Genomic DNA, 19,509 nt, shown 5'->3' with positions numbered 1-19,509 from the left:
ATGACCGATACACCTTCATTGTTCCCGAAATATGCCGGGGGTCTGGGGGCTGGCCCCCAGTCCCGTCCGTTCATCGCGCGCCACCCGTCCGTGCTGATCTTCATCGCGTGCCTCGCGCTCTTTACTCTCTGCGTCACGATACTGTCCGAAGGGTTCGGGATCGGGGTGGTTTCCACCAGTTTCGTCAAGACGCTGGGCAAGACATTATGCCTGTGCATGGTGGCGCTGGCGATGGATCTGGTCTGGGGCTATTGCGGTATCCTATCCCTCGGGCATATGGCGTTTTTCGGCATCGGCGGCTATGCCATCGGCATGTGGCTGATGTATGCGCGCACCGAAATCATCGTGGTGCAAAGCCTTGCCGCCGCGCCTTTACCCCCCACTGCTGGCGAGATTTCCCAGGGCATCGCGACCCAGATTTTCGGCGTCGTGGGGGCGTCGGAGTTTCCACCGATCTGGGCCTTTGCCCATTCGCTGCCGCTGCAACTGGCCGCCATCGTGATTGTGCCGGGGCTGCTGGCGCTGGTGTTCGGCTGGCTGGCGTTCCGCAGCCGGGTGACGGGGGTGTACCTGTCGATCCTGACGCAGGCGATGACGCTGGCGCTGTCGCTCTACTTGTTTCAGAACGACAGCGGGTTGCGGGGCAACAACGGGTTGTCGGGCCTGCAAAACCTGCCGGGCCTTGGGGATGTGCCGCAATCCACCGTGTCGATCTGGTTCCTCTGGGCCTCGGCGTTGGCCCTCGGCCTTGCCTATCTGCTGTGCGCGTGGATCGTGTCGGGCAAGTTCGGCTCGGTTATCCGTGCGATCCGGGATGACGAGGCGCGCGTTCGCTTCCTTGGCTATTCGGTGGAGGCCTACAAGCTCACCATCTTCACCCTAACAGCGGTGATCGCAGGGATCGCCGGGGCGCTTTATTACCCGCAGGCGGGCATCATCAACCCGGCGGAAATCGCGCCCATCGCGTCGATCTATCTGGCGGTCTGGGTCGCCATCGGTGGACGCGGGCGGCTATACGGAGCGGTGATCGGGGCGGCGTTTGTCAGCCTCGTGTCCACGTGGTTCACGGGCGGGCAGGCGCCGGATATCAACCTTGGCTTCTACACGATCTCTTGGGTTGATTGGTGGACGGTGCTGCTCGGCTTTTCCTTTGTCGTCGTCACGCTGTTTGCCCCCAAGGGCATCGGTGGGTTGATTGATCTCGTGCCCAGCCCGAACCGCCATGGCGCGGATTTGGGTCCCGATGCCGGGTCCTTGCGCGAAAGCGAGGCAGACAGATGAGCACCCTTCTCGAAGTCTCCGGCGTCTCCAAAAGCTTTGACGGATTCAAGGCGATCAACAACCTGTCGTTCCAGATCGGCGAGCCCGAAATGCGCGCGGTGATCGGCCCCAACGGGGCGGGCAAGACCACCTTCATGGACATCGTCACCGGCAAGACGAAACCGGATGAGGGCACCGTGCTGTTTGGCGAGAAATCGCAATCCCTGCTCAAGCTGAGCGAAAGCCAGATCGCGCAGGTGGGCATCGGGCGCAAGTTCCAGCGTCCCACCGTGTTCGAAGATCAGAGTGTCAGCGACAACCTGATGATGGCGCTGAAAAAGGACCGCAGTCCGTGGGCCGTCTTGCGCTTTCGCCCCGCCCGCGAAGACCACGCCGCCGTGGCGCGGCTGGCGGATGAAATCGGGCTGACCGACCAGCTGACCCGCAAGGCGGGCGAGTTGAGCCATGGTCAGAAACAGTGGCTGGAGATCGGGATGCTGCTGGCACAGGACCCCCGCCTGCTGCTGGTCGATGAACCTGCGGCTGGCATGACCCCGGCGGAGCGCGAGCATACCACCGACATTCTGGTTGAGGCTGCCAAGACCCGCGCGGTGGTGGTTGTGGAACATGACATGGAGTTTGTGCGCCGTCTCAATTGCAAGGTCACGGTGCTGCACGAGGGCTCGGTTCTGGCCGAGGGCAGCCTTGATCATGTGACGGCCAATGAACGTGTGATCGAGGTGTATCTTGGACGCTAATGTACTCGAAATCACCGATCTCACTCTGCATTACGGGGGCAGCCAGATCCTGAACCGTGTCAGCGTCACCGCGCGCCGGGGTGAGGTCACCTGCGTGATGGGCACCAATGGCGTGGGCAAGACCAGCCTCTTGAAGGCGATTTCGGGCACGCATCCGCGCTCGGGCGGGACATACACGCTCGACGGGGTCGAGATTGGCCGCGCATCGGCCCATGCGCTGGCACAGGCGGGGGTGGCTTATGTCCCACAGGGGCGCGAGATTTTTCCGTTTTTGACGGTGAAGGAAAACCTCGAAACCGGCTTTGCCTGCCTGCCGCGCAGTGAACGATCCGTGCCGGAGGAGATTTTCGACCTCTTCCCGATCCTCAAGGAATTTCTGGGCCGTCGCGGCGGTGATCTGTCCGGTGGGCAGCAGCAGCAACTGGCCATTGCCCGCGCCCTTGTGACCCGCCCCAGGCTGTTGCTGCTGGATGAGCCGACCGAGGGCATCCAGCCCAACATCATCCAGCAGATTGGCCGCGTTATCACGCAACTGCGCGCGCGCGGCGACATGGCCATTGTGCTGGTCGAGCAGTATTTCGACTTTGCCCGCGAGCTTGGCGATCAGTTTCTGGTGCTGGAGCGTGGCGCGGAAAAACTGCGTGGCCGTGCCGATGAGATTGAGCGGGATACGCTGCTGGCGGCTGTCTCAGTTTGATCCCCCGCTATTTCGAGGGCACAACCCGCGCCGCCGTGCCCGTCAGACCAGCAGAGAAATTCGCATCCTCCGCCGGGCGCAACAGCGCCTGCCGCAATCCTTGCCGTTCGGGCAGAACCACCGCGCGGCGCGCGCGGAACCGTCCGTCATAGGGGCCGAAATAGAGTGCGCGCATGCTGGCAAATGGATCAAGCGCAAGGCGACGATCAAAGCTGTGCCCGAGGCCCGAGATACGGAAACCCGGATCGTCGGCGATGGGTTCGAGATACCCTTCGATCGACAGTTGCCGCAGCGCCTGACCACCCCGGAAGCGGCCCAGCTGCACTGATGTTGCACCCAGCGTCCCGGCGGCAAAGGCGCCAGACACAACAGCAAACTGCCCCGCAATCAGGATCTCGCCCTCGGGCTGGGCAACGGGTGTCTGACCGATGGTCCAGCCCGCATCCGGGCTGCCGACCGCCACACCTGCCACACTGTCGAGCCCGGCTGGGCTGGTCTGCAACAGGCTTGTGCGCAGTGACCCGTCCGGCTGCCACAGCCCATGGGCGATCACGCGCTGGCCGACTGCACCCGCGACAGGCTGGCTGGTATCAAGGCGCAAGGCGGTCCCGTTGATCGCATAGCCCCGTCCGTTGCGGGTCAGCGTGCCAATCAGCGGCGCATCGACGTCGATTTGCAACGCCTCGAACCGGCCAAGGCGGGCCCGCGCCACCATGCTGAGCGCGGTGCCGGGCACCAAAAGGCTGTCGCTGGCAGGTTGACCGCCCGCAAAGATGCGCGCGCCAGAGGGCAATTCGACCCGCAACCCGTTGACCAGAACGCTGCCGGAACCCGTCATCAGACCGACAATGCCGGTGCCGCCAATGCCACCCTCGAACGGGTCGTCGCCGAGCTGGGCAGTGGTCAGGGCCGGGGCACAGCCGGTGAGGGCAGTTGCGCCCATCAGGCCGATAAGATGGCGTCGGTTCAGGCTGGTCACGTCTTTTCTGGCCCTTGTTCTTCGGCGCTTGTGTCAGCGTCTTCGCGGTAAAAGTAAATGCCGAGGCGATAGCGTTGTCGCGGACCGTCTGCGTCTTTGTCGCGGCGATGTGCGGCACTGCTTTGACGGTTGAGGTCCTCAAGAAGGACCTGGGATTGTGTGCGCGCCTCGGCCTCGATCTGATCCACCGCCTCGGGCGTCATCTGGTTGTAAAAGACCGAGCGTTCGAAGAACGGCGGTTGCTCTGACAGCAGGTTTTCGGTTGCCGCGGCCAGATGATCGCCGACATTGGCACCAAAGAACGCCTCTTTTTCCGCAGAGGAGGCCGTGCCCACAATCGTGTCCGCATTGAGATGCAGCAGATCATCCTGCGCGCTGACAAATCCGCCGCGTTCAAGCTCGTCGAGCACGGTGCGCGGGCGCACGTCCTTGCTGACGGATTGCACGAGGGTTTCGAAACTGGTGGCCGCGTCAGCGGCGCGCGACAGGGGCAGGGCGGCACCCTTGGCGTCCGTAAAATCCGGGTGCGACATCCACTGGCCGATCACCGTGGCCAACAGCGCAGATTTGCGCCGCGCCTCGGTTGTGCCATCGTCGGTTTCAGTGCGGATCGTGCGGATGTCCTTGCGGTGCACACCGGTCAGCAACGCGATGCGGCTGTCGGTGGGTGGAGTGCCGTCCAGACCGAAGCTTTCCTGTGCGACCTCGACATAGACCCGTTTCAAGAGCGCATAGATCACCGGAGCCGTCAGGCCGCGTGCGATCATCGTGCGCACCAGTGGGCGGAGTAACCCTCTGAGAACACGCAGGAATGCGTCTGATGCGCTGGTCTGATCGTTGCTTGCCATGCAAAGAGACTAGCGCCGTGTGGAATTTTTTTCCACGCCGATCCTTGATTTTTTGGTGCCGTGCGTCATTTCGCCTCTTGTGGGAAAAATTCCCACTCGAAAATGCCGTGGCCGCCCGCGCCACATCAATAAAGGAGACAGACCAATGAAACGCCGTAGCTTTGTGAAGATGACCCTCGCCGGAGCCAGCCTTGCCGCCCTCGGGGCCTGCGCCGAGATGAACACGACGCCCGACATCGTGGACACCGCCGTTGCTGCCGGGTCCTTCAACACGCTGGTTGCCGCCGTGCAGGCCGCCGATCTGGTCGACACGCTGAAAAGCCCCGGCCCCTTCACCGTCTTTGCGCCCACGGACGCGGCCTTTGCCAAGCTGCCAGCCGGCACAGTGGAAAGCCTGCTGCTGCCCGAAAACAAGGACCAGTTGGTCGCCATCCTCACCTATCACGTGGTTCCCGGTCAGACCCTCGCCGCCGATCTCGCCGGTCAGCGCCTGAGCGTGGCCACCGTGAACGGTGCCAATCTGCACATTGACGGGCGCAATGGCGTCAAGGTCGAAAAGGCCAATGTCACGCAGGCTGACATTCTGACCTCGAACGGTGTGATCCACGTGATCGACCGCGTTCTGCTGCCCTAAACCACTCCGGACGCATCCCGTGGGCCACTTGGGTCTGCGGGGTGCACCGTTCTGTCAGGCGACCTGTTGTCCGAGGCTCCAGACCTGACGGGCGTGGGCGATGTCGCCATCAATGGCAAAGCGCATGACATCCGCCCGCTTGCCGACCTCAAGAATACCGCGATCCGACAGACCCACCGCCTGCGCCGGATTGGCCGTGACAGTCGCGATCCCGCACGCAAGGTCCCCCCAGACGTTCCCCAGTTGCACCGCCGACAACAGCAGCGCCGAAGGCACGTAATCGGACGACACGATATCCAGCAAATCCTGAGCAGCCAGATCATGGGCCGCCACATTGCCCGAATGCGATCCCCCGCGCACGAGGTTGGGCGCGCCCATGATGATGGCGATGTTCTGGGTGCGACAGGCTGCGGCGGCCTCAATCGTGGTGGGGAATTCGGCCATCGCCACGCCGTGCCGCGCCGAGGTGGCGACTTGATCCGGCGTCGTGTCATCGTGGCTCGCCAGAACGGCGCCAAGGCGCTTGCCTTCGCGCACGGCGGCGGCCTCATGCGCGGCCCCAAGGCGCTGTTGCAGATCAAGCAGGTTGGCGAGATGTGTGGCAAACTCGGCCTCGCTCATCTGCCGTTTGCCCATCACATAGGCCTTCATCTTGTCCAGATCGCGAAACTGGCGCTGACCCGGCGTGTGATCCATCAGGCTGACTATGCCGACGCGGTCCTCGGCGGTGAATTCGGCCAGTTCCTCGGGCAGCGTTTCGGAACATATCTCGGCCCGCAGGTGCAGGAAATGGCTGACCTTCAGCGCATTGCGGGACCGCAGGTCCAGCAATTCAGAAGACAGCGCGCGCGCATATTTCAGATAGCGCCCCTTGCCCGCGGGAATCGATCCAACCCGCATCGCATCAAAGACGGTGGTGATGCCGCAGCCCGCCATTTCGCGGTCATGCGCCAGAATGGCGGGCCCGTGCGGCCAGGCGACATGCGGGCGGGGCGTGATGTGGCGCTCAAGATTGTCGGTGTGCAATTCGATCATCCCCGGCGCGAGGTAGTCGCCGTTGCAATCAACCGCGCCCGTCGGTACCGAGGCGCCGGTGTCGAGCGCTGCAATCACGCCGTCCCGCAGCACAAGGCTGCCGGTGACAACCTTATCGCGCAGGATCAGCTTGGCGTTGGCGAGGATCATTTCTTGTGTCATGTGACTGTCATCTCGAACTGGAATGTGAGTGTTCATGTTTACCCGTTACGCCATCTACCACACGCCCGCGCCGGGCACGCCATTGGCCACGTTCGGGGCGCATTGGCTGGGCTGGGACAGCGTGCAGGGCGCAACGCGCGCGCATCCCGATATGGGCGGGGTCGATATGGCCGGGATCACGGCCAGACCGCGCAAATACGGGTTTCATGGCACGATCAAACCGCCATTTCGACTGGCCGAGGGCACCACGGCCCAGGATCTGTCTGACGCCTTCGCCGCCCTTTGTGCGGAAGCCGCGCCTGTCACGCTCGAAGGGCTGGTACGCGCCCGCCTGGGCCGCTTTCTGGCCCTTGTGCCCAAAGGCGATGCATCCACTCTTGCGACTCTCGCCGCCCGGGCCGTGCAAGAGCTGGACCCGTTCCGCGCTCCGCCCAGCGAGGCGGAGATGAACAAACGCCGCGCCGCGCGTCTGTCGCCCGCGCAAGAGGCGCATTTGCTGCGCTGGGGCTATCCGTATGTGCTCGATCAGTTTCGCTTTCACATGACCCTCACCGGCCCGCTCGACGATCAGAGCGCAGCGGAAGTCGAGGCCGCCCTTGCCGCGCCATTGGCCGCACTGGACCTCGCGCCCTATCAGATTGATGGGCTGACCCTGCTGGGAGAGGATGCGAGTGGAAAGTTTCACCAGATCCATCGCTACACCCTCGCCGGATAAAGCGCGGCCAAGGCCGTGCTGACGGTTGCGGTGAGATCAGCAGAATTGTCGATCTCATGCGCGCTGATCCCCTTAGGCAGGCCCGATCCCGCCCGCGCCAGCCTGCGCCGGATATCTGCCGCATCCTCGCGACCACGCAGGGCAAGGCGGTCCGCCAGCACATCCGGGTCCGCCGTCAGCGCAATGACCACAAGGCCGGGAAACCGCGCCTGTGCCTCAACCAGCACCCCGCGCGACAGGTTGGCCAGCATATCGCGCCCCGCTGCCAGATCCGCATCGACGCTGGCCGGAATGCCATAATGCAATCCATGGGCCTCCCAATGCAGCGCAAAGGCGCTTGCTGCGCGCATCGCCTCGAACCGCGCCGGCTCGACCCCGTCAAAGGCCTCACCCCCGGCCGCACTGGGCCGGGTGATCACACGGCGCACAAGACCAAGGCGCGGATCGGCGCGCACCATCGCCTCCATCACAGTGTCCTTGCCCACACCCGAGGGGCCGACAACCGCGATCAGACGTCCGCTCATGCCGCCACCTCGGGGGCAAAGGCGCTGACATCCACTTCGCGATCGCACACCTGCGCGCGGGCCGCGGCGTCATGGAAAATCCCAAGGATCGCCGCCCCCCGCCCCTTGGCGTCGCGGATCAGGTCCAGCACCACAGCGCGGTTGGTGGCATCAAGGCTGGCGGTGGGTTCGTCCAGCAACAGGGCGGGGTAGTCATGGGCAAAGCCGCGGGCGAGGTTCACGCGCTGCTGTTCGCCGCCCGAAAAGGTGGTGGGGCTGAGGGGCCACAACCGCTCGGGGATATTTAGGCGTGCCAGCAGGTCTCGCGCCCGCGCACGGGCAGTGCCATCATCGACACCCAGGGCCAGCAGCGGTTCGGCAACGACCTCAACGGTCGGCACGCGCGGCACCACACGGAGGAACTGGCTGACATAGCCAAGAGTGTGACGGCGCAACTCCAGAATGGCGCGGGGCGGTGCGCAGGCCACATCCACATCCCCCACCATGATCCGACCCGCCTGCGCGGTGTAATTGCCATAGATCATCCGCATCAGCGTTGACTTGCCCACGCCGGAGGCGCCGACAAGGGCAACACATTCGCCCGGTGCGACGGACAGTGACGCGCCCTCCATGACGGGGATCACGGCGCCGCCCTGATTGCGCAGCACGAAACGTTTGGCGAGGTTTTCAACTGCGATCATAGCTTCATCTTCTTCTGACCAAAAATACCACGGGGTCTGGGGCAGCGCCCCAGCAGCACTCACACCTGCAACACACTGGACACCAGCAACTGGGTATAGGCGTGCTGCGGATCATCCAGCACCTGATCGGTGAGGCCCGTTTCCACCACATACCCGTCCTTCATCACCATCAAACGATGCGCCAGCAAGCGCACAACCGCCAGATCGTGGGTCACGATCACAGCGCTCAAGCCCATCTCGCGCACAAGGCCGCGCATCAGATCAAGCAGGCGCGCCTGCACCGACACATCCAGACCCCCGGTCGGTTCATCCATGAACACAAGGCGCGGGCCGGTCACCAGATTGCGCGCGATCTGCAGGCGCTGTTGCATGCCGCCCGAAAACTGGTGCGGGCGGTCGTCGATGCGGTCAGCGGCAATCTCGACCCGGCCCAGCCAGTCGATGGCCTGCCCGCGAATATCGCCGTAATGGCGCGCGCCCACGGCCATCAGCCGTTCGCCCACATTGCCCCCGGCACTCACGTTCATGCGCAACCCGTCGCGCGCATGTTGGTGCACAAAGGCCCAGTCGGTGCGCCCCAGCATGCGCCGCTCGGGTTCGGACATGGTGACCGTGTCGCGCATCCCGTCTGCGCGGGTATCGAACATCACCGCCCCAGCATCGGGCGGCAGGTGCCCGGCCAGACAGTTGAGCAGCGTGGACTTGCCCGACCCGGATTCGCCCACGATTCCCATCACTTCGCCGGGATAGAGGTCAAATGAGACGGCGGCGCAGCCCACGCGCCCCCCATAGGATTTCGACAGCCCCTCGACCTTTAACAGGGGCCGCACCTCATCTGGGGTCATAAGACAGCTCCAGCCGGGTGCCACCGGGTTCGCGCACCATGAAATGCTCTTTCGGACCCTTGCCCGAGAGCTCGGGGCCGAATTCCACCGTGACACCGGGCCAGGCCGACACCTTGTCGAACAAGGCCAAAAGCTGCGCAGACGAGGCAACCTTGAGCGCTGTGTGATGCAACCCGACATTGGAATGACGGTCAAAAGGCACGTCCCCGCGCTGCTGCCACAACGTCAGCTTCGCCTGCCCATCGGTGAGGTAGGCCGACGGATAATCCGGGTTGCCGCCAAACTGACTCCAGCCAAGCGCGCCGGTGAAAAAGCCGACGCTGGCCTCCAGATCGCTGACGGTCAGACCAAGGTGGTCGATCCCAAGGGTTTCGCTCATGTCGTTTCCTCCTGTCGGGGCGGGGTTGGTGCGGTGCCCACATGTCCTTTCGCGCGGCGTGTGCCGCAGTAATCCGTGTCCGAACACATGAACATGCGCGTGCCTGCGTCATCCACGATCAACTCGTCCAGATAGCTGTCACTCGCCCCACAAAGGGCGCAGGGGTGATCGGCCTTGCTGGCCTCGAACGGATGGTCCTCGAAATCGAGGCTGACCACGTCCGTATAGGGCGGCAGCGCATAAATCCGCTGCTCGCGCCCCGCCCCGAACAGCTGGATTGCGGCCATGCTCAGTTTCGGGTTGTCGAATTTCGGAATGGGGGACGGGTCCATCACATAGCGTCCCTCGACCCGGACGGGGTAGGCGTAGGCCGTCGAAATGGCGCCGTGGGCGCTGATGTCTTCGTAGAGTTTGACATGCATGAGGCCGTAATCCTCAAGGGCGTGCATCTTGCGGGTTTCCACCTCGGATGGCTCGAGAAAGCGCAAGGGTTCCGGGATCGGCACCTGATAGACAAGGATCTGGTCCTCGCTCAACGCCGCTTCGGGGATGCGGTGGCGGGTCTGGATGACAGTCGCCTCGCGCGTGGCTTGGGTCGTCGCAACCCCGGCCGTGCGTTCGAAAAAGCGGCGGATCGAGACGGCGTTGGTCGTGTCATCCGCCCCCTGATCGATCACCTTGAAGATGTCATCACCCGTCATCACAGCGGCCGACAGCTGCACGCCGCCCGTGCCCCACCCATAAGGCATCGGCATCTCGCGGCTGGCGAACGGCACCTGATAGCCCGGGATCGCCAGCCCCTTGAGGATCGCGCGGCGGATCATCCGCTTGGTTTGTTCGTCGAGATAGGCGAAGTTGTAGTCGCTCATGGGCGGTCCCGAGCGGAATATGCAAGGATGGCATCGGCCACGCCTGTGGGATTGTTCAGGATGTCGGTGTTCCAAATCCGTAGCTCGTTGAAACCCTGCGCGTTCAACCACGCATCGCGCTGCGCGTCGGTGGTGGATCTTGCATGATGTCCGCTATCCACCTCGATGACGAGACGCAATTCGGCACAATAGAAATCGACGATGTAGGGGCCAAGCGGGACCTGCCGGCGAAATTTCAGGCCCGCAAGACGGCGCGCGCGTAGCATATACCACAAGGCGCGTTCGGGCGCGGTCTGGTCGCGGCGCAACCGGCGGGCGCGTGCGGTCTGGATGGCGTTTTGGCGGATGGTGCGGTGACCCCTCTCCCTAACCCTCTCCCCTGGGGGGAGAGGGGACGTGCTGCGCCTGCTCAAAAGCGTCCTGCAACAAGGAGAACGGCGGGTTAACGCGCCAAAATCCCCTCTTCCTTGCGGGGAGAGGGTTAGGGAGAGGGGCTGCTCCAACCTCATGCCTCCACCTCCTGTTGCGCACCACGCGCCATCGCCTCTCGGCGCAGCTTGCGGATCAGCTCCAGTTCGGATTGAAAATCGACGTAATGGGGCAGCTTGATGTGCTCCAGAAACCCTGTCGCCTGAACGTTGTCCGCATGGGAGAGCACGAATTCCTCGTCCTGTGCCGGTGCGCCCAGATTGTCCTCGCCCAACTCCTCCCAGCGCAGCGCTCGGTCCACCAGCGCCATCGAAATGGCCTTGCGCTCAGAGGCGCCGAACACCAGCCCATAGCCCCGCGTGAACTGGGGCGGCTCGGTTTTTGAACCCTGAAACTGGTTCACCGTCTCGCATTCGGTCAGCTCGACCTCGCCGATCTCGATTGCAAAACCCAGCTCGGGGATCTCCATCTCGACCGCGCAGATCCCGATGCGCAACTCGGCCACAAAGGCGTGGTTGCGCGCGTATCCCCGCTGCGTGGAATAGGCGAGGCCCAGCAAAAACCCCTCATCCGCGCGGGCCAGCGATTGCAGCCGCAAGGCGCGCGTGGCGGGCAGGTCCAGCGGCGCGCGGGTGAGGTCGGGAGGTGTGTCTGGGCCGTCCGGTTCGGGTTGGATCAGCCCTTCGTCATCCAGAAAGGACATGATGTGGGGTTTGTCTTCCGCAACCACGTCTTGTCGCGGCGCATCCGGCACCTCGCCATCGGCGGCCAGTTTGAAGTCGAGCAATCGGTGCGTGTAGTCAAAGGTCGGGCCCAGCACCTGCCCGCCCGGCGCGTCCTTGAACGTCGCCGAAATGCGCCGGTCGCAGTCCATGGCGCCTGTGTCCACCGGAGCCGATGCGCCAAAGCGGGGCAGGGTGGTGCGATAGGCGCGGATCAGGAAAATCGCCTCGATCATGTCGCCACGCGCCTGCTTGATGGCAAGCGCGGCAAGGTCCGCATCATAGAGCGACCCTTCGGCCATCACCCGGTTCACCGCCAGCTTCAACTGTCCCTTGATCTGCGCCACTGACAGTTCGGCCACGTCCACAGGCCCGCGCCGTTCCTCGGCGAGCCACGCATGGGCGGCATCAATCGCCTTTTCCCCGCCCTTGACCGCTACATACATGCTCAGGTCACCTTCGTGCTTCGGGGCAGGGCAGCGATCTGCGCCCCGCTGGTAAAGATGAAATCAAGGCCAAGCGGAAACAGGGCCGCATTGCGCTGAAAGGCAGCGATCTCGGGCAGGTTCAACTGCGCGCTGTCCCTGATGCCCGGCCCGCGCAGGGTGGCACCCACAGAAACAAGGGTCTCCATCTCGACAATCACGGTGGCAGAGCGGTCCGGATAGTCCGGCGTCCCGATGGGCAGCGCATCCAGCGGCACGTCACCCCATGCGCCAACCACAAATGTCGCACGCGCAGCGTCAACCAGCGGCGCGCCGGTGTGAAAGGTGATCCAGTCGCGCAGCGCAGGCACATCGCAGGCCCCTGCCAGATGCACGCCTGTGTCCGGATCGCACAGCGTCATGATCACGGTCCCGGCGGCGACGGACAGCGGAGCAGGCGGCACCGCGCCACCGATCTCGTACATCCGGCCCGGCCGCGCCATCGCCTGCATCACGGCGCGAAAGGCGTCTGCGGCGTCGAGGGACGGGTCGGCAAAACCACCGGACAGGCTAGTCTGCTCCATCAATCTTCCCCCCGCGCAACGGTAAAGAAATCGACCTTGGTGGCGGCGGCCCGTGCGGCGCGCGCGCCCGCTCGGGCTGTGGCGGCCTTGCGCAGGTGGGCGATCACAGCCGCCTCGATCTGTGCAGCCTGATCCGTCTGCATCAGCGCATCCACAAGGGCTGCAATGCGCGCGTGATCCTTGCAGCGCCCCTGCACAAAGCCATGCCCGACCAGGCCCGATTCCAACCGCACCGAGGCGCGGGTGAAGGTCATTTCGCCCAAATTAAACGGCGCGCCCACAGCGCCCGCCCGCCCGCGCACCATGACGGCCCCTATTTCTGGCGCGCGCAGGATGTCGTGGGTGGGGGCCAGTCCAGTGCCGTCCCACAACGCCTGCACCATCGCGCTGTCAGCGCGGGCCAGCACGGACAGCCATGCCTTGCGGTCTGCATTCGGGTCAAAAGCGCCGTCCATCTATACACCTTGCGAAGTTGTCGAGATTCCTATACAACTAGACAAATCATAAGCGCATCCGATGCGCCCGTCCACCTCTCCCTTGCGAAAGATCTGCGACCCGTGGCCCGCACCCCGATCTGGAAGTCTATCGCCGCCACCCTATCCGGCGAAATCGGCGAGGGTCTTTACCTGCCCGGGGACAAGCTGCCGACCGAGGCGCAACTGGCCAGCCGCTTTGGCGTCAACCGCCACACGGTGCGCCACGCGCTGAGCGATCTGGTCGAGCAGGGGATTGTGCACACGCGGCGCGGGGCGGGGGCCTTTGTGGCGCAGCGCCCGACGGATTATCCCATCGGCAAGCGCGTGCGCTTTCACCAGAACGTCGCCGCCGCCGGGCGCACCCCGACCAAGCAGGTGCTGTCCTTTGAGACCCGGCTCGCCAGCCCCGCCGAACGGGTTGCACTTGCGCTGGAAGAGGGCGATCAGGTGCATGCCTATGAGGGACTCAGCCTTGCCGACGGCCAGCCCATCGCCCTGTTCCAGTCCGTCTTCCCGGCGGCCCGTTTCCCCGATTTGCGCGACACGCTGCAGGTTTCCGGCTCTGTCACGGCGGCGCTGCAGGCGGCCGGGGTCACCGACTACACCCGCGCCTCGACCCGCCTGACCGCCAAGACCGCCACCGCAACCCAAGCCCTGCACCTGCGCATCGCCGAAGGCGCCCCGATCCTGCGCAGCGTCGGGATCAACGTGGACGTGAACGGGACCCCCGTGGAATACGGCCGCTCCTGGTTCGCCGGTGACCGGGTGACGCTGACTTTGGGGGAGGGGTGAGAGGAGGCGCACGCGAATGGATGTGCTCACATTGAGAGAAAGAGTTTCGACTGGGCGCGCAGTTGGTTCGGGAAATGTGAAGTCCGGCGCTATGAGAGGGGATTGAACCAGCGCGCCGCGCAGCGGCGCGCGTCGCCCCGGCAGCGTATTCTGAAAGAATGCGCGAGAGGGGCTTCGCACGCAGCGTATCCTGCAAGGTTGCCCCTAAGTCGAGACAGGACGCTGCAACCAGCGTCGAGGTTAACCGGGAATTGAATGGTCTGGTGCTGTGAGAGAGGATTGAACTCTCGACCTCACCCTTACCAAGGGTGTGCTCTACCACTGAGCTACCACAGCGCCGTGGGCGGGTGACTAGCGCCAATCGACACCTCGCGCAACCCCATTCTGGACGCCCCTTCACCCCTGCGCTAGAGAGGCGTCATGGCAGACAAAACCGCACCCCAATCCAAGGCCAAAGAAGACCGCGAGGCCCGCCTCAAGGCGGCCCTCAAGGCGAATCTGGGCCGGCGCAAGGCACAGGCCAAGGCGCGCGAGGATTCGGGCCAAGCGGAGAACGAGGGCAAGGAGCAGGACAATGGATAGTATTCTGGTGCGCGGGAACGGTCCGCTGAACGGGCAGATCCCGATTGCGGGGGCCAAGAACGCATGTCTGGCGCTGATGCCCGCCACCTTGCTGAGTGACGAGCCGCTGACGCTGACCAACGCGCCGCGCCTTTCCGACATCCGCACCATGACGCAACTGCTGCAATCGCTGGGGGCCGAGGTCACCTCGATGCAGGACGGGCAGGTGCAGGCGATGTCCTGCCACGGCTCGATCAACACCCGCGCCGAATATGACATCGTGCGCAAGATGCGGGCCTCGAACCTTGTGCTCGGGCCGCTGCTGGCGCGCGAGGGCCATGCCGAAGTGTCCCTGCCCGGCGGCTGCGCCATCGGCGCGCGGCCCATGGACATCCACACCGACGGGCTGGCCAAGATGGGGGCCGAGATCGACCTGCGCGACGGCTACCTCCATGCCAAGGCCGTGGGTGGCAAACTCAAAGGGGCGGTGATCGACTTTCCCTTTGCCTCCGTGGGCGCCACCGAAAACATCCTGATGGCCGCGACGCTCGCCAGGGGCACAACGGTCATCAACAACGCCGCGCGTGAGCCCGAGATCGTGGACCTTGCCACCTGCCTGCGCGCCATGGGGGCGCAGATCGAGGGCGATGGCACTTCGACCATCACCATTCAGGGCGTGGACCGTCTGCACGGCGCCACCCACCGGGTAGTGACGGACCGGATCGAGCTTGGCACCTACATGCTCGCCCCGGCCATCTGCGGCGGCGAGGTCGAATTGCTCGGCGGGCGGATCGATCTGGTGGGCGCGTTCTGCGAGAAACTGGACGCCGCAGGCATCAGCGTCGAAGAGACCGAAAAGGGCCTCAAGGTGCAACGCAAGAACGGGCGCATCCGGGCGGTCGATGTGACGACCGAACCTTTCCCGGGCTTTCCCACCGATCTGCAGGCGCAGATGATGGCGCTGCTGTGCACCGCCGAAGGGACATCGGTGCTCGAGGAAAAGATCTTTGAAAACCGCTTCATGCACGCGCCGGAACTCACCCGGATGGGGGCCAGCATCGAGGTGCATGGCGGCACCGCGACGGTCAAGGGCGTGGACAAGCTGAAAGGGGCACCCGTGATGGCGACAGACCTGCGCGCCTCGGTCAGCCTGATCCTTGCAGGGCTGGCGGCAGAGGGCGAGACGCGGATTGCGCGGGTCTACCACCTTGATCGCGGCTATGAACATGTGGTGCGCAAACTGTCAGGTGTGGGGGCCAACATTGAACGGGTGCAGGGCGAATGAGTGACGCGCGGTTTGAAGACGGGCGCGAGAGCCCGCTGAACCTTGGGGCGCTGGACCATGATGACCTGCAGGTCGTCTCGTCGCTCGTCCAGGACGCGGTTTTTCCGATCACGGAAATGAAATGGGCGGCGCGGCAGCGGCGGTTCGCGCTGCTGCTCAACCGGTTCCGCTGGGAGGATGCGGGCAAAGAGCGCCACGCGCCCGAACGGGTGCAATCCGTGCTGGCTTTTGACAACGTGCTGCGGGTGGCGAGCAGCGGCATCGACCGCTCGGACGGAGACATGATCCTGTCGCTGCTCTCGATCAGCTTTGAGGCGGGTGAAGATGGGGCCGGGGACATCCTGCTGACACTGGCCGGGGACGGCGCGGTCCGCCTGTCGGTCGAGGCGATCGAGGCAACGCTCAAGGACGTCACACGCCCCTACACAGCCCCGTCCAAATCAATCCCGAAACACGATGACTGACGCGACCATTCGTGCCGCCACCGACCAAGATGTCCACACGTGGCGCGCATTGCGCATGGACGGGATCAAGCGCCACCCCCAAGCCTTTATGGTCTCAGCCGAAGAAGCCGCCGCCATACCCGTGGAAGAGGACGCCGCGCGGCTCAGTTCGGCCGACCGGTTTCTGGCTTTTTTAGATGATGCGCCGGTCGGATTGATCGGGCTCAACCCGCATGGCATGCCACGCACCGGCCATCGTGGCGAGATCGGTCCCCTTTACGTGGTTTCAGATGCGCGGGGACAAGGGGTCGCCGACGGGCTTTTGATGGCGGCCATGGATGCCGCACAAGCCAAGGGCATCTGGCAAATCGAATTGTCAGTCTATGTCGAAAACCGCCCCGCGATTGCGCTTTATGAACGGCACGGTTTTTCGGTGACCGGCAAAATTCCCAATGCCATCCATGGTGCAGACGGGTTCGAGGACGACCTGCTCATGATACGAATCTCGGATCGCACCTGACCGATCCCACCAGCCTTGAGACTGCGCCACTGGCCCGCTATGTCCCGGCAGGAACGGAGAATTGCACATGCCCCAGTTTCTTGACCATGCAGATGCGGATTTTGAGGCGCGGTTCACCGCCCTTTTGAACGCCAAGCGCGAGGACAGCCCGGATGTGGATGCGGTCGTGGCCGACATCATCGCGGATGTGCGGGCACGCGGCGATGCGGCAGTGATCGAGCTGACCGAGCGGTTTGACCGCATAGCGCTGACGCCCGAGACGCTGCGGATCACCGCAGCCGAAGTCGCGGCGGCGACAGCCGAAGTCAGCGCCGAAGATCGCGCGGCCCTTGAACTGGCCGCAACCCGCATCCGCGCCTATCACGCGCGCCAGATGCCCGAAGATGCAAGCTGGACGGACGAGGCCGGTGCCACGCTCGGCTGGCGCTGGACGCCTGTCTCGGCGGCGGGGCTCTATGTGCCGGGCGGGCTGGCAAGCTACCCCTCTTCCGTTTTGATGAACGCGATCCCGGCCAAGGTGGCGGGGGTCGGGCGGCTCGCCATCACCGTGCCCACACCGGACGGGGTGCTGAACCCGCTGGTGCTGTTGGCCGCACAGATCGCGGGCGTGGATGAAATCTATCGCATCGGCGGCGCGCAGGCGGTGGCGGCCCTTGCCTATGGCACCGACACCATCGCGCCGGTGGACAAGATCACCGGCCCCGGCAACGCCTTTGTCGCGGCTGCCAAACGGCGGGTGTTCGGCAAGGTCGGCATCGACATGATCGCGGGCCCGTCCGAAATCCTCGTGATCGCGGATGGCGACAATGATCCCGATTGGATTGCGCTTGATCTGCTCAGCCAGGCGGAACATGACGAAAGCGCGCAATCGCTACTGATCACAACGGATGCTGCATTTGGTCAGGCCGTGGCCGCTGCGGTCGAGGCGCGGCTCGAAACGCTTGAGAGGCGCGCGATTGCCGGGGCCAGCTGGCGCGATTTCGGGGCCATCATCACCGTGCCCTCGCTTGAGGTGGCCGCGATCCTGTCGGACCGGATTGCACCGGAACATCTGGAACTTTGCGTGGCAGACCCGCAGGCCCTGTCAGCGCAGATCACCCATGCGGGCGCGATATTCCTTGGTCAATGGACACCCGAGGCCATCGGCGACTATATCGGCGGGCCCAACCACGTGCTGCCCACCGCCCGCTCGGCGCGGTTCTCTTCGGGGCTGTCGGTGATGGACTTTGTCAAACGCACCACGCTGGCGCAGATGACGCCCGAAGCCTTGCGCGCCATCGGCCCCGGGGCCGAGCGGCTGGCCGCCTCCGAAAGCCTCAAAGCCCACGGATTGTCGGTCTCTGCCCGGCTGCGCAAGCTGAATGATTGAGGCCGCCCAGGGCCGACGACCCAGCGCCTGACGGCGCAGTCCGAGCGGTTTTTTGAGACAGAAAAGCCCGGACATGCCCAACGGGGCAAGGGCAGTCACGAAAATTACACGCTGGCATTGTGTTGCCATCGCCGCTTGCGTAAGCAACCCAGACCGTTCCTTTTGTTCGCGTGACTTTTGCCCATGACCCGAATTGCCCAGATCACTCTTGACGATGCCAACCTGCCTCCGCCCACGCCCGAGATCGAGCAAGAGCGCAAGGTGGCGATGTTTGACCTGCTTGAAGACAACACGTTTGTCCTGCCCGCGCGCGACGGGCGCGTCGTGCCGGAGGGGCCCTACATGGTGGGCCTGTCGATCCGGGACAAGCGGCTGGTCTTTGACGTAGAGACGGAAAGCGCGGAAAAGGCGGCGGAATTTCACCTCTCGCTCGGTCCGTTCCGACAAGTGGTCAAGGATTACTTCCAGATCTGCGAAAGCTATTTCGAGGCGGTCAAGAAACTGCCCCCCTCCCAGATCGAGACCATCGACATGGCCCGGCGCGGCATTCACAACGAGGGCAGCCGCGTCCTGCAGGAACGTCTTGCAGGCAAGGCCGAGGTCGACACCGACACCGCCCGCCGCCTGTTCACCCTGATCTGTGTTCTGCATTTTGGCGGTTAAATGACCCATCCCCTGCCGCAATCCGTGCTCTTTTGCTGCGATCACAATGCGGTCCGTTCGCCCATGGCCGAGGGGATCATGAAAAAGTTCTATGGTCAGGACACCTATGTGCAGTCCGTCGGCGTCAAGAACGACATGGAAATCGACGGCTTTTCCATCGCGGTCTGTCAGGAACTGGATGTCGAACTCAGCCGGCACCGCTCGCGCAGTTTCGACGAGATGGAGCAATGGGGGGACGATCTGTCCTCCTTTGATCTGGTGGTGGCGCTGTCGCCCGCCAGCCAGCGGCGCGCGCTGGAACTGACCCGCTTTTACCACCTCGACGTGGAATACTGGCCCATCCTTGATCCCACCGGCCTGGGCGAGACCCGCGAGGCGAAACTGACCAGCTACCGCTCGGCCCGCGATCAGATCATCGCGCGTCTGATCGACCGCTGGGGCCCGGCACAGGAGATATCGTGATGCAGATCATCGAGCGCTACTTTGACGGGTTCAACGCAGGCGATGTCGACGCGATGCTGGCCTGCCTGAGCGAGGACGTGGCCCATCACGTGAACGAGGGGCAGGTGCGCACCGGCCGCGCCGCCTTTGGCGACTTCTGCGCCCACATGAACCGCTGCTACAAAGAGACGCTGAGCGACATGGTGATCCTGACCAATCCCAGCGGAACCCGGGCAGCGGCAGAATATGTGGTCAACGGCAGTTACCGCGTCACTGATGCAGGCCTGCCCGAGGCGCGCGGGCAAAGCTATCGGCTCCCGGCGGGCTCGTTCTTTGATGTGCGCGACGGGCAGATCACGCGGGTCACCACCTATTACAACCTCGCAGACTGGGTTCGGCAGGTGTCGTCGTGAA

26 protein-coding genes and 1 tRNA gene are annotated in these 19,509 nt (G+C 64.1%); 14 read left to right on the top strand and 13 right to left on the bottom strand.

Annotation, left to right across the window (positions count from 1 at the left end; all coding sequences use genetic code 11):
- The 3 genes from urtC to urtE are packed head-to-tail and all read left to right on the top strand — an operon-like array spanning position 1 to position 2,715.
- Complete coding sequence (gene urtC / locus Q1A89_RS10030) at positions 1–1,281, top strand: urea ABC transporter permease subunit UrtC (protein WP_299727077.1); 1,281 nt, start codon at positions 1–3, stop codon at positions 1,279–1,281.
- A complete protein-coding gene (urtD, locus tag Q1A89_RS10025) occupies positions 1,278–2,018 on the top strand; it encodes an urea ABC transporter ATP-binding protein UrtD (RefSeq protein ID WP_299727074.1) in 741 nt (246 codons plus the stop codon). Before urtC ends, urtD begins: the two co-directional genes overlap by 4 nt.
- Entirely contained in the window at positions 2,008–2,715 is a 708-nt protein-coding gene (gene urtE / locus Q1A89_RS10020) for an urea ABC transporter ATP-binding subunit UrtE (RefSeq protein ID WP_299727071.1), read from the top strand. Before urtD ends, urtE begins: the two co-directional genes overlap by 11 nt.
- Positions 2,716–2,722: 7 nt before the next feature.
- Here urtE and Q1A89_RS10015 read toward each other — a convergent pair whose 3' ends face one another.
- Positions 2,723–3,694 carry a hypothetical protein gene (locus Q1A89_RS10015; protein ID WP_299727068.1) on the bottom strand — a complete coding sequence of 324 codons (972 nt, stop codon included), beginning with the start codon at positions 3,692–3,694 and terminating at the stop codon, positions 2,723–2,725.
- Positions 3,691–4,542, bottom strand: coding sequence for a DUF6502 family protein (locus tag Q1A89_RS10010; RefSeq protein ID WP_299727065.1), 852 nt, complete (start codon positions 4,540–4,542; stop codon positions 3,691–3,693). Before Q1A89_RS10010 ends, Q1A89_RS10015 begins: the two co-directional genes overlap by 4 nt.
- A 145-nt stretch (positions 4,543–4,687) precedes the next feature.
- Here Q1A89_RS10010 and Q1A89_RS10005 point away from each other — a divergent pair, with 145 nt between their 5' ends.
- Entirely contained in the window at positions 4,688–5,176 is a 489-nt protein-coding gene (locus Q1A89_RS10005; RefSeq protein ID WP_299727062.1) for a fasciclin domain-containing protein, read from the top strand.
- A 54-nt stretch (positions 5,177–5,230) separates the two neighbouring features.
- Here Q1A89_RS10005 and Q1A89_RS10000 read toward each other — a convergent pair whose 3' ends face one another.
- Positions 5,231–6,373, bottom strand: coding sequence for an alpha-D-ribose 1-methylphosphonate 5-triphosphate diphosphatase (locus Q1A89_RS10000; RefSeq protein WP_299727059.1), 1,143 nt, complete (start codon positions 6,371–6,373; stop codon positions 5,231–5,233).
- Positions 6,374–6,407: 34 nt separating this feature from the next.
- Between Q1A89_RS10000 and Q1A89_RS09995 the strand changes: the two genes are divergently transcribed.
- On the top strand, positions 6,408–7,088 hold the full coding sequence (locus tag Q1A89_RS09995; RefSeq protein WP_299727056.1) for a DUF1045 domain-containing protein: 681 nt from the start codon (positions 6,408–6,410) through the stop codon (positions 7,086–7,088).
- Here Q1A89_RS09995 and phnN read toward each other — a convergent pair.
- The 9 genes from phnN to phnG are packed head-to-tail and all read right to left on the bottom strand — an operon-like array spanning position 7,070 to position 13,000.
- Complete coding sequence (gene phnN, locus Q1A89_RS09990) at positions 7,070–7,612, bottom strand: phosphonate metabolism protein/1,5-bisphosphokinase (PRPP-forming) PhnN (RefSeq protein ID WP_299727053.1); 543 nt, start codon at positions 7,610–7,612, stop codon at positions 7,070–7,072. The two genes, Q1A89_RS09995 and phnN, sit on opposite strands and share 19 nt — an antisense overlap.
- The gene (gene phnL, locus Q1A89_RS09985) at positions 7,609–8,292 is read right to left on the bottom strand and encodes a phosphonate C-P lyase system protein PhnL (RefSeq protein WP_299727050.1); all 684 of its coding nucleotides are present in this window, start codon (positions 8,290–8,292) and stop codon (positions 7,609–7,611) included. Before phnL ends, phnN begins: the two co-directional genes overlap by 4 nt.
- Before the next feature lie 59 nt (positions 8,293–8,351).
- Entirely contained in the window at positions 8,352–9,122 is a 771-nt protein-coding gene (gene phnK / locus Q1A89_RS09980) for a phosphonate C-P lyase system protein PhnK (RefSeq protein ID WP_299729105.1), read from the bottom strand.
- 1 nt (position 9,123) lies between these two features.
- Positions 9,124–9,516: a VOC family protein gene (locus Q1A89_RS09975; protein WP_299727047.1), complete on the bottom strand. Its 393-nt coding sequence runs from the start codon at positions 9,514–9,516 to the stop codon at positions 9,124–9,126.
- The gene (locus Q1A89_RS09970; protein WP_299727044.1) at positions 9,513–10,385 is read right to left on the bottom strand and encodes an alpha-D-ribose 1-methylphosphonate 5-phosphate C-P-lyase PhnJ; all 873 of its coding nucleotides are present in this window, start codon (positions 10,383–10,385) and stop codon (positions 9,513–9,515) included. The genes Q1A89_RS09975 and Q1A89_RS09970 overlap by 4 nt, the downstream gene beginning before the upstream one ends.
- Positions 10,382–10,894, bottom strand: coding sequence for an endonuclease domain-containing protein (locus Q1A89_RS09965; RefSeq protein WP_299727041.1), 513 nt, complete (start codon positions 10,892–10,894; stop codon positions 10,382–10,384). Before Q1A89_RS09965 ends, Q1A89_RS09970 begins: the two co-directional genes overlap by 4 nt.
- Positions 10,891–11,982 carry a carbon-phosphorus lyase complex subunit PhnI gene (locus tag Q1A89_RS09960; protein ID WP_299727038.1) on the bottom strand — a complete coding sequence of 364 codons (1,092 nt, stop codon included), beginning with the start codon at positions 11,980–11,982 and terminating at the stop codon, positions 10,891–10,893. The genes Q1A89_RS09965 and Q1A89_RS09960 overlap by 4 nt, the downstream gene beginning before the upstream one ends.
- A 2-nt stretch (positions 11,983–11,984) precedes the next feature.
- The gene (gene phnH / locus Q1A89_RS09955) at positions 11,985–12,545 is read right to left on the bottom strand and encodes a phosphonate C-P lyase system protein PhnH (RefSeq protein WP_299727035.1); all 561 of its coding nucleotides are present in this window, start codon (positions 12,543–12,545) and stop codon (positions 11,985–11,987) included.
- Positions 12,545–13,000: a phosphonate C-P lyase system protein PhnG gene (phnG, locus tag Q1A89_RS09950; RefSeq protein WP_299727032.1), complete on the bottom strand. Its 456-nt coding sequence runs from the start codon at positions 12,998–13,000 to the stop codon at positions 12,545–12,547. The genes phnH and phnG overlap by 1 nt, the downstream gene beginning before the upstream one ends.
- A gap of 102 nt (positions 13,001–13,102) precedes the next feature.
- Here phnG and phnF point away from each other — a divergent pair, with 102 nt between their 5' ends.
- Positions 13,103–13,813, top strand: a complete 711-nt coding sequence (gene phnF / locus Q1A89_RS09945) for a phosphonate metabolism transcriptional regulator PhnF (RefSeq protein ID WP_299727029.1) — start codon at positions 13,103–13,105, stop codon at positions 13,811–13,813.
- Between the two features lie 261 nt (positions 13,814–14,074).
- Here phnF and Q1A89_RS09940 read toward each other — a convergent pair.
- Positions 14,075–14,149 (bottom strand) — tRNA-Thr (locus tag Q1A89_RS09940).
- An 84-nt stretch (positions 14,150–14,233) separates the two neighbouring features.
- On the opposite strand from Q1A89_RS09940, the gene Q1A89_RS09935 reads away from it, so the two are divergent.
- The 8 genes from Q1A89_RS09935 to Q1A89_RS09900 all read left to right on the top strand — a co-directional run bounded on the left by Q1A89_RS09935 (position 14,234) and on the right by Q1A89_RS09900 (position 19,508).
- Positions 14,234–14,395, top strand: coding sequence for a hypothetical protein (locus tag Q1A89_RS09935; protein WP_299727026.1), 162 nt, complete (start codon positions 14,234–14,236; stop codon positions 14,393–14,395).
- Complete coding sequence (gene murA, locus Q1A89_RS09930; protein ID WP_299727023.1) at positions 14,388–15,659, top strand: UDP-N-acetylglucosamine 1-carboxyvinyltransferase; 1,272 nt, start codon at positions 14,388–14,390, stop codon at positions 15,657–15,659. The genes Q1A89_RS09935 and murA overlap by 8 nt, the downstream gene beginning before the upstream one ends.
- Complete coding sequence (locus Q1A89_RS09925) at positions 15,656–16,123, top strand: DUF2948 family protein (protein ID WP_299727020.1); 468 nt, start codon at positions 15,656–15,658, stop codon at positions 16,121–16,123. The genes murA and Q1A89_RS09925 overlap by 4 nt, the downstream gene beginning before the upstream one ends.
- The gene (locus tag Q1A89_RS09920) at positions 16,116–16,622 is read left to right on the top strand and encodes a GNAT family N-acetyltransferase (protein WP_299727017.1); all 507 of its coding nucleotides are present in this window, start codon (positions 16,116–16,118) and stop codon (positions 16,620–16,622) included. Before Q1A89_RS09925 ends, Q1A89_RS09920 begins: the two co-directional genes overlap by 8 nt.
- A 67-nt stretch (positions 16,623–16,689) precedes the next feature.
- Positions 16,690–17,991: a histidinol dehydrogenase gene (gene hisD / locus Q1A89_RS09915; RefSeq protein WP_299727014.1), complete on the top strand. Its 1,302-nt coding sequence runs from the start codon at positions 16,690–16,692 to the stop codon at positions 17,989–17,991.
- A 183-nt stretch (positions 17,992–18,174) separates the two neighbouring features.
- On the top strand, positions 18,175–18,654 hold the full coding sequence (locus Q1A89_RS09910) for a UPF0262 family protein (RefSeq protein WP_299727011.1): 480 nt from the start codon (positions 18,175–18,177) through the stop codon (positions 18,652–18,654).
- Positions 18,655–19,116 carry a low molecular weight phosphatase family protein gene (locus Q1A89_RS09905; protein WP_299727008.1) on the top strand — a complete coding sequence of 154 codons (462 nt, stop codon included), beginning with the start codon at positions 18,655–18,657 and terminating at the stop codon, positions 19,114–19,116.
- On the top strand, positions 19,113–19,508 hold the full coding sequence (locus Q1A89_RS09900; protein ID WP_299727005.1) for a ketosteroid isomerase-related protein: 396 nt from the start codon (positions 19,113–19,115) through the stop codon (positions 19,506–19,508). The genes Q1A89_RS09905 and Q1A89_RS09900 overlap by 4 nt, the downstream gene beginning before the upstream one ends.
- The last annotated feature ends 1 nt before the right edge of the window (position 19,509 follow it).

Source organism: uncultured Tateyamaria sp., assembly GCF_947503045.1.
Taxonomy (GTDB): Bacteria; Pseudomonadota; Alphaproteobacteria; order Rhodobacterales; family Rhodobacteraceae; genus Tateyamaria.
The sequence above is the reverse complement of the archived record's forward strand: the minus strand, read 5'-3'. Positions and strand labels throughout refer to the sequence as shown.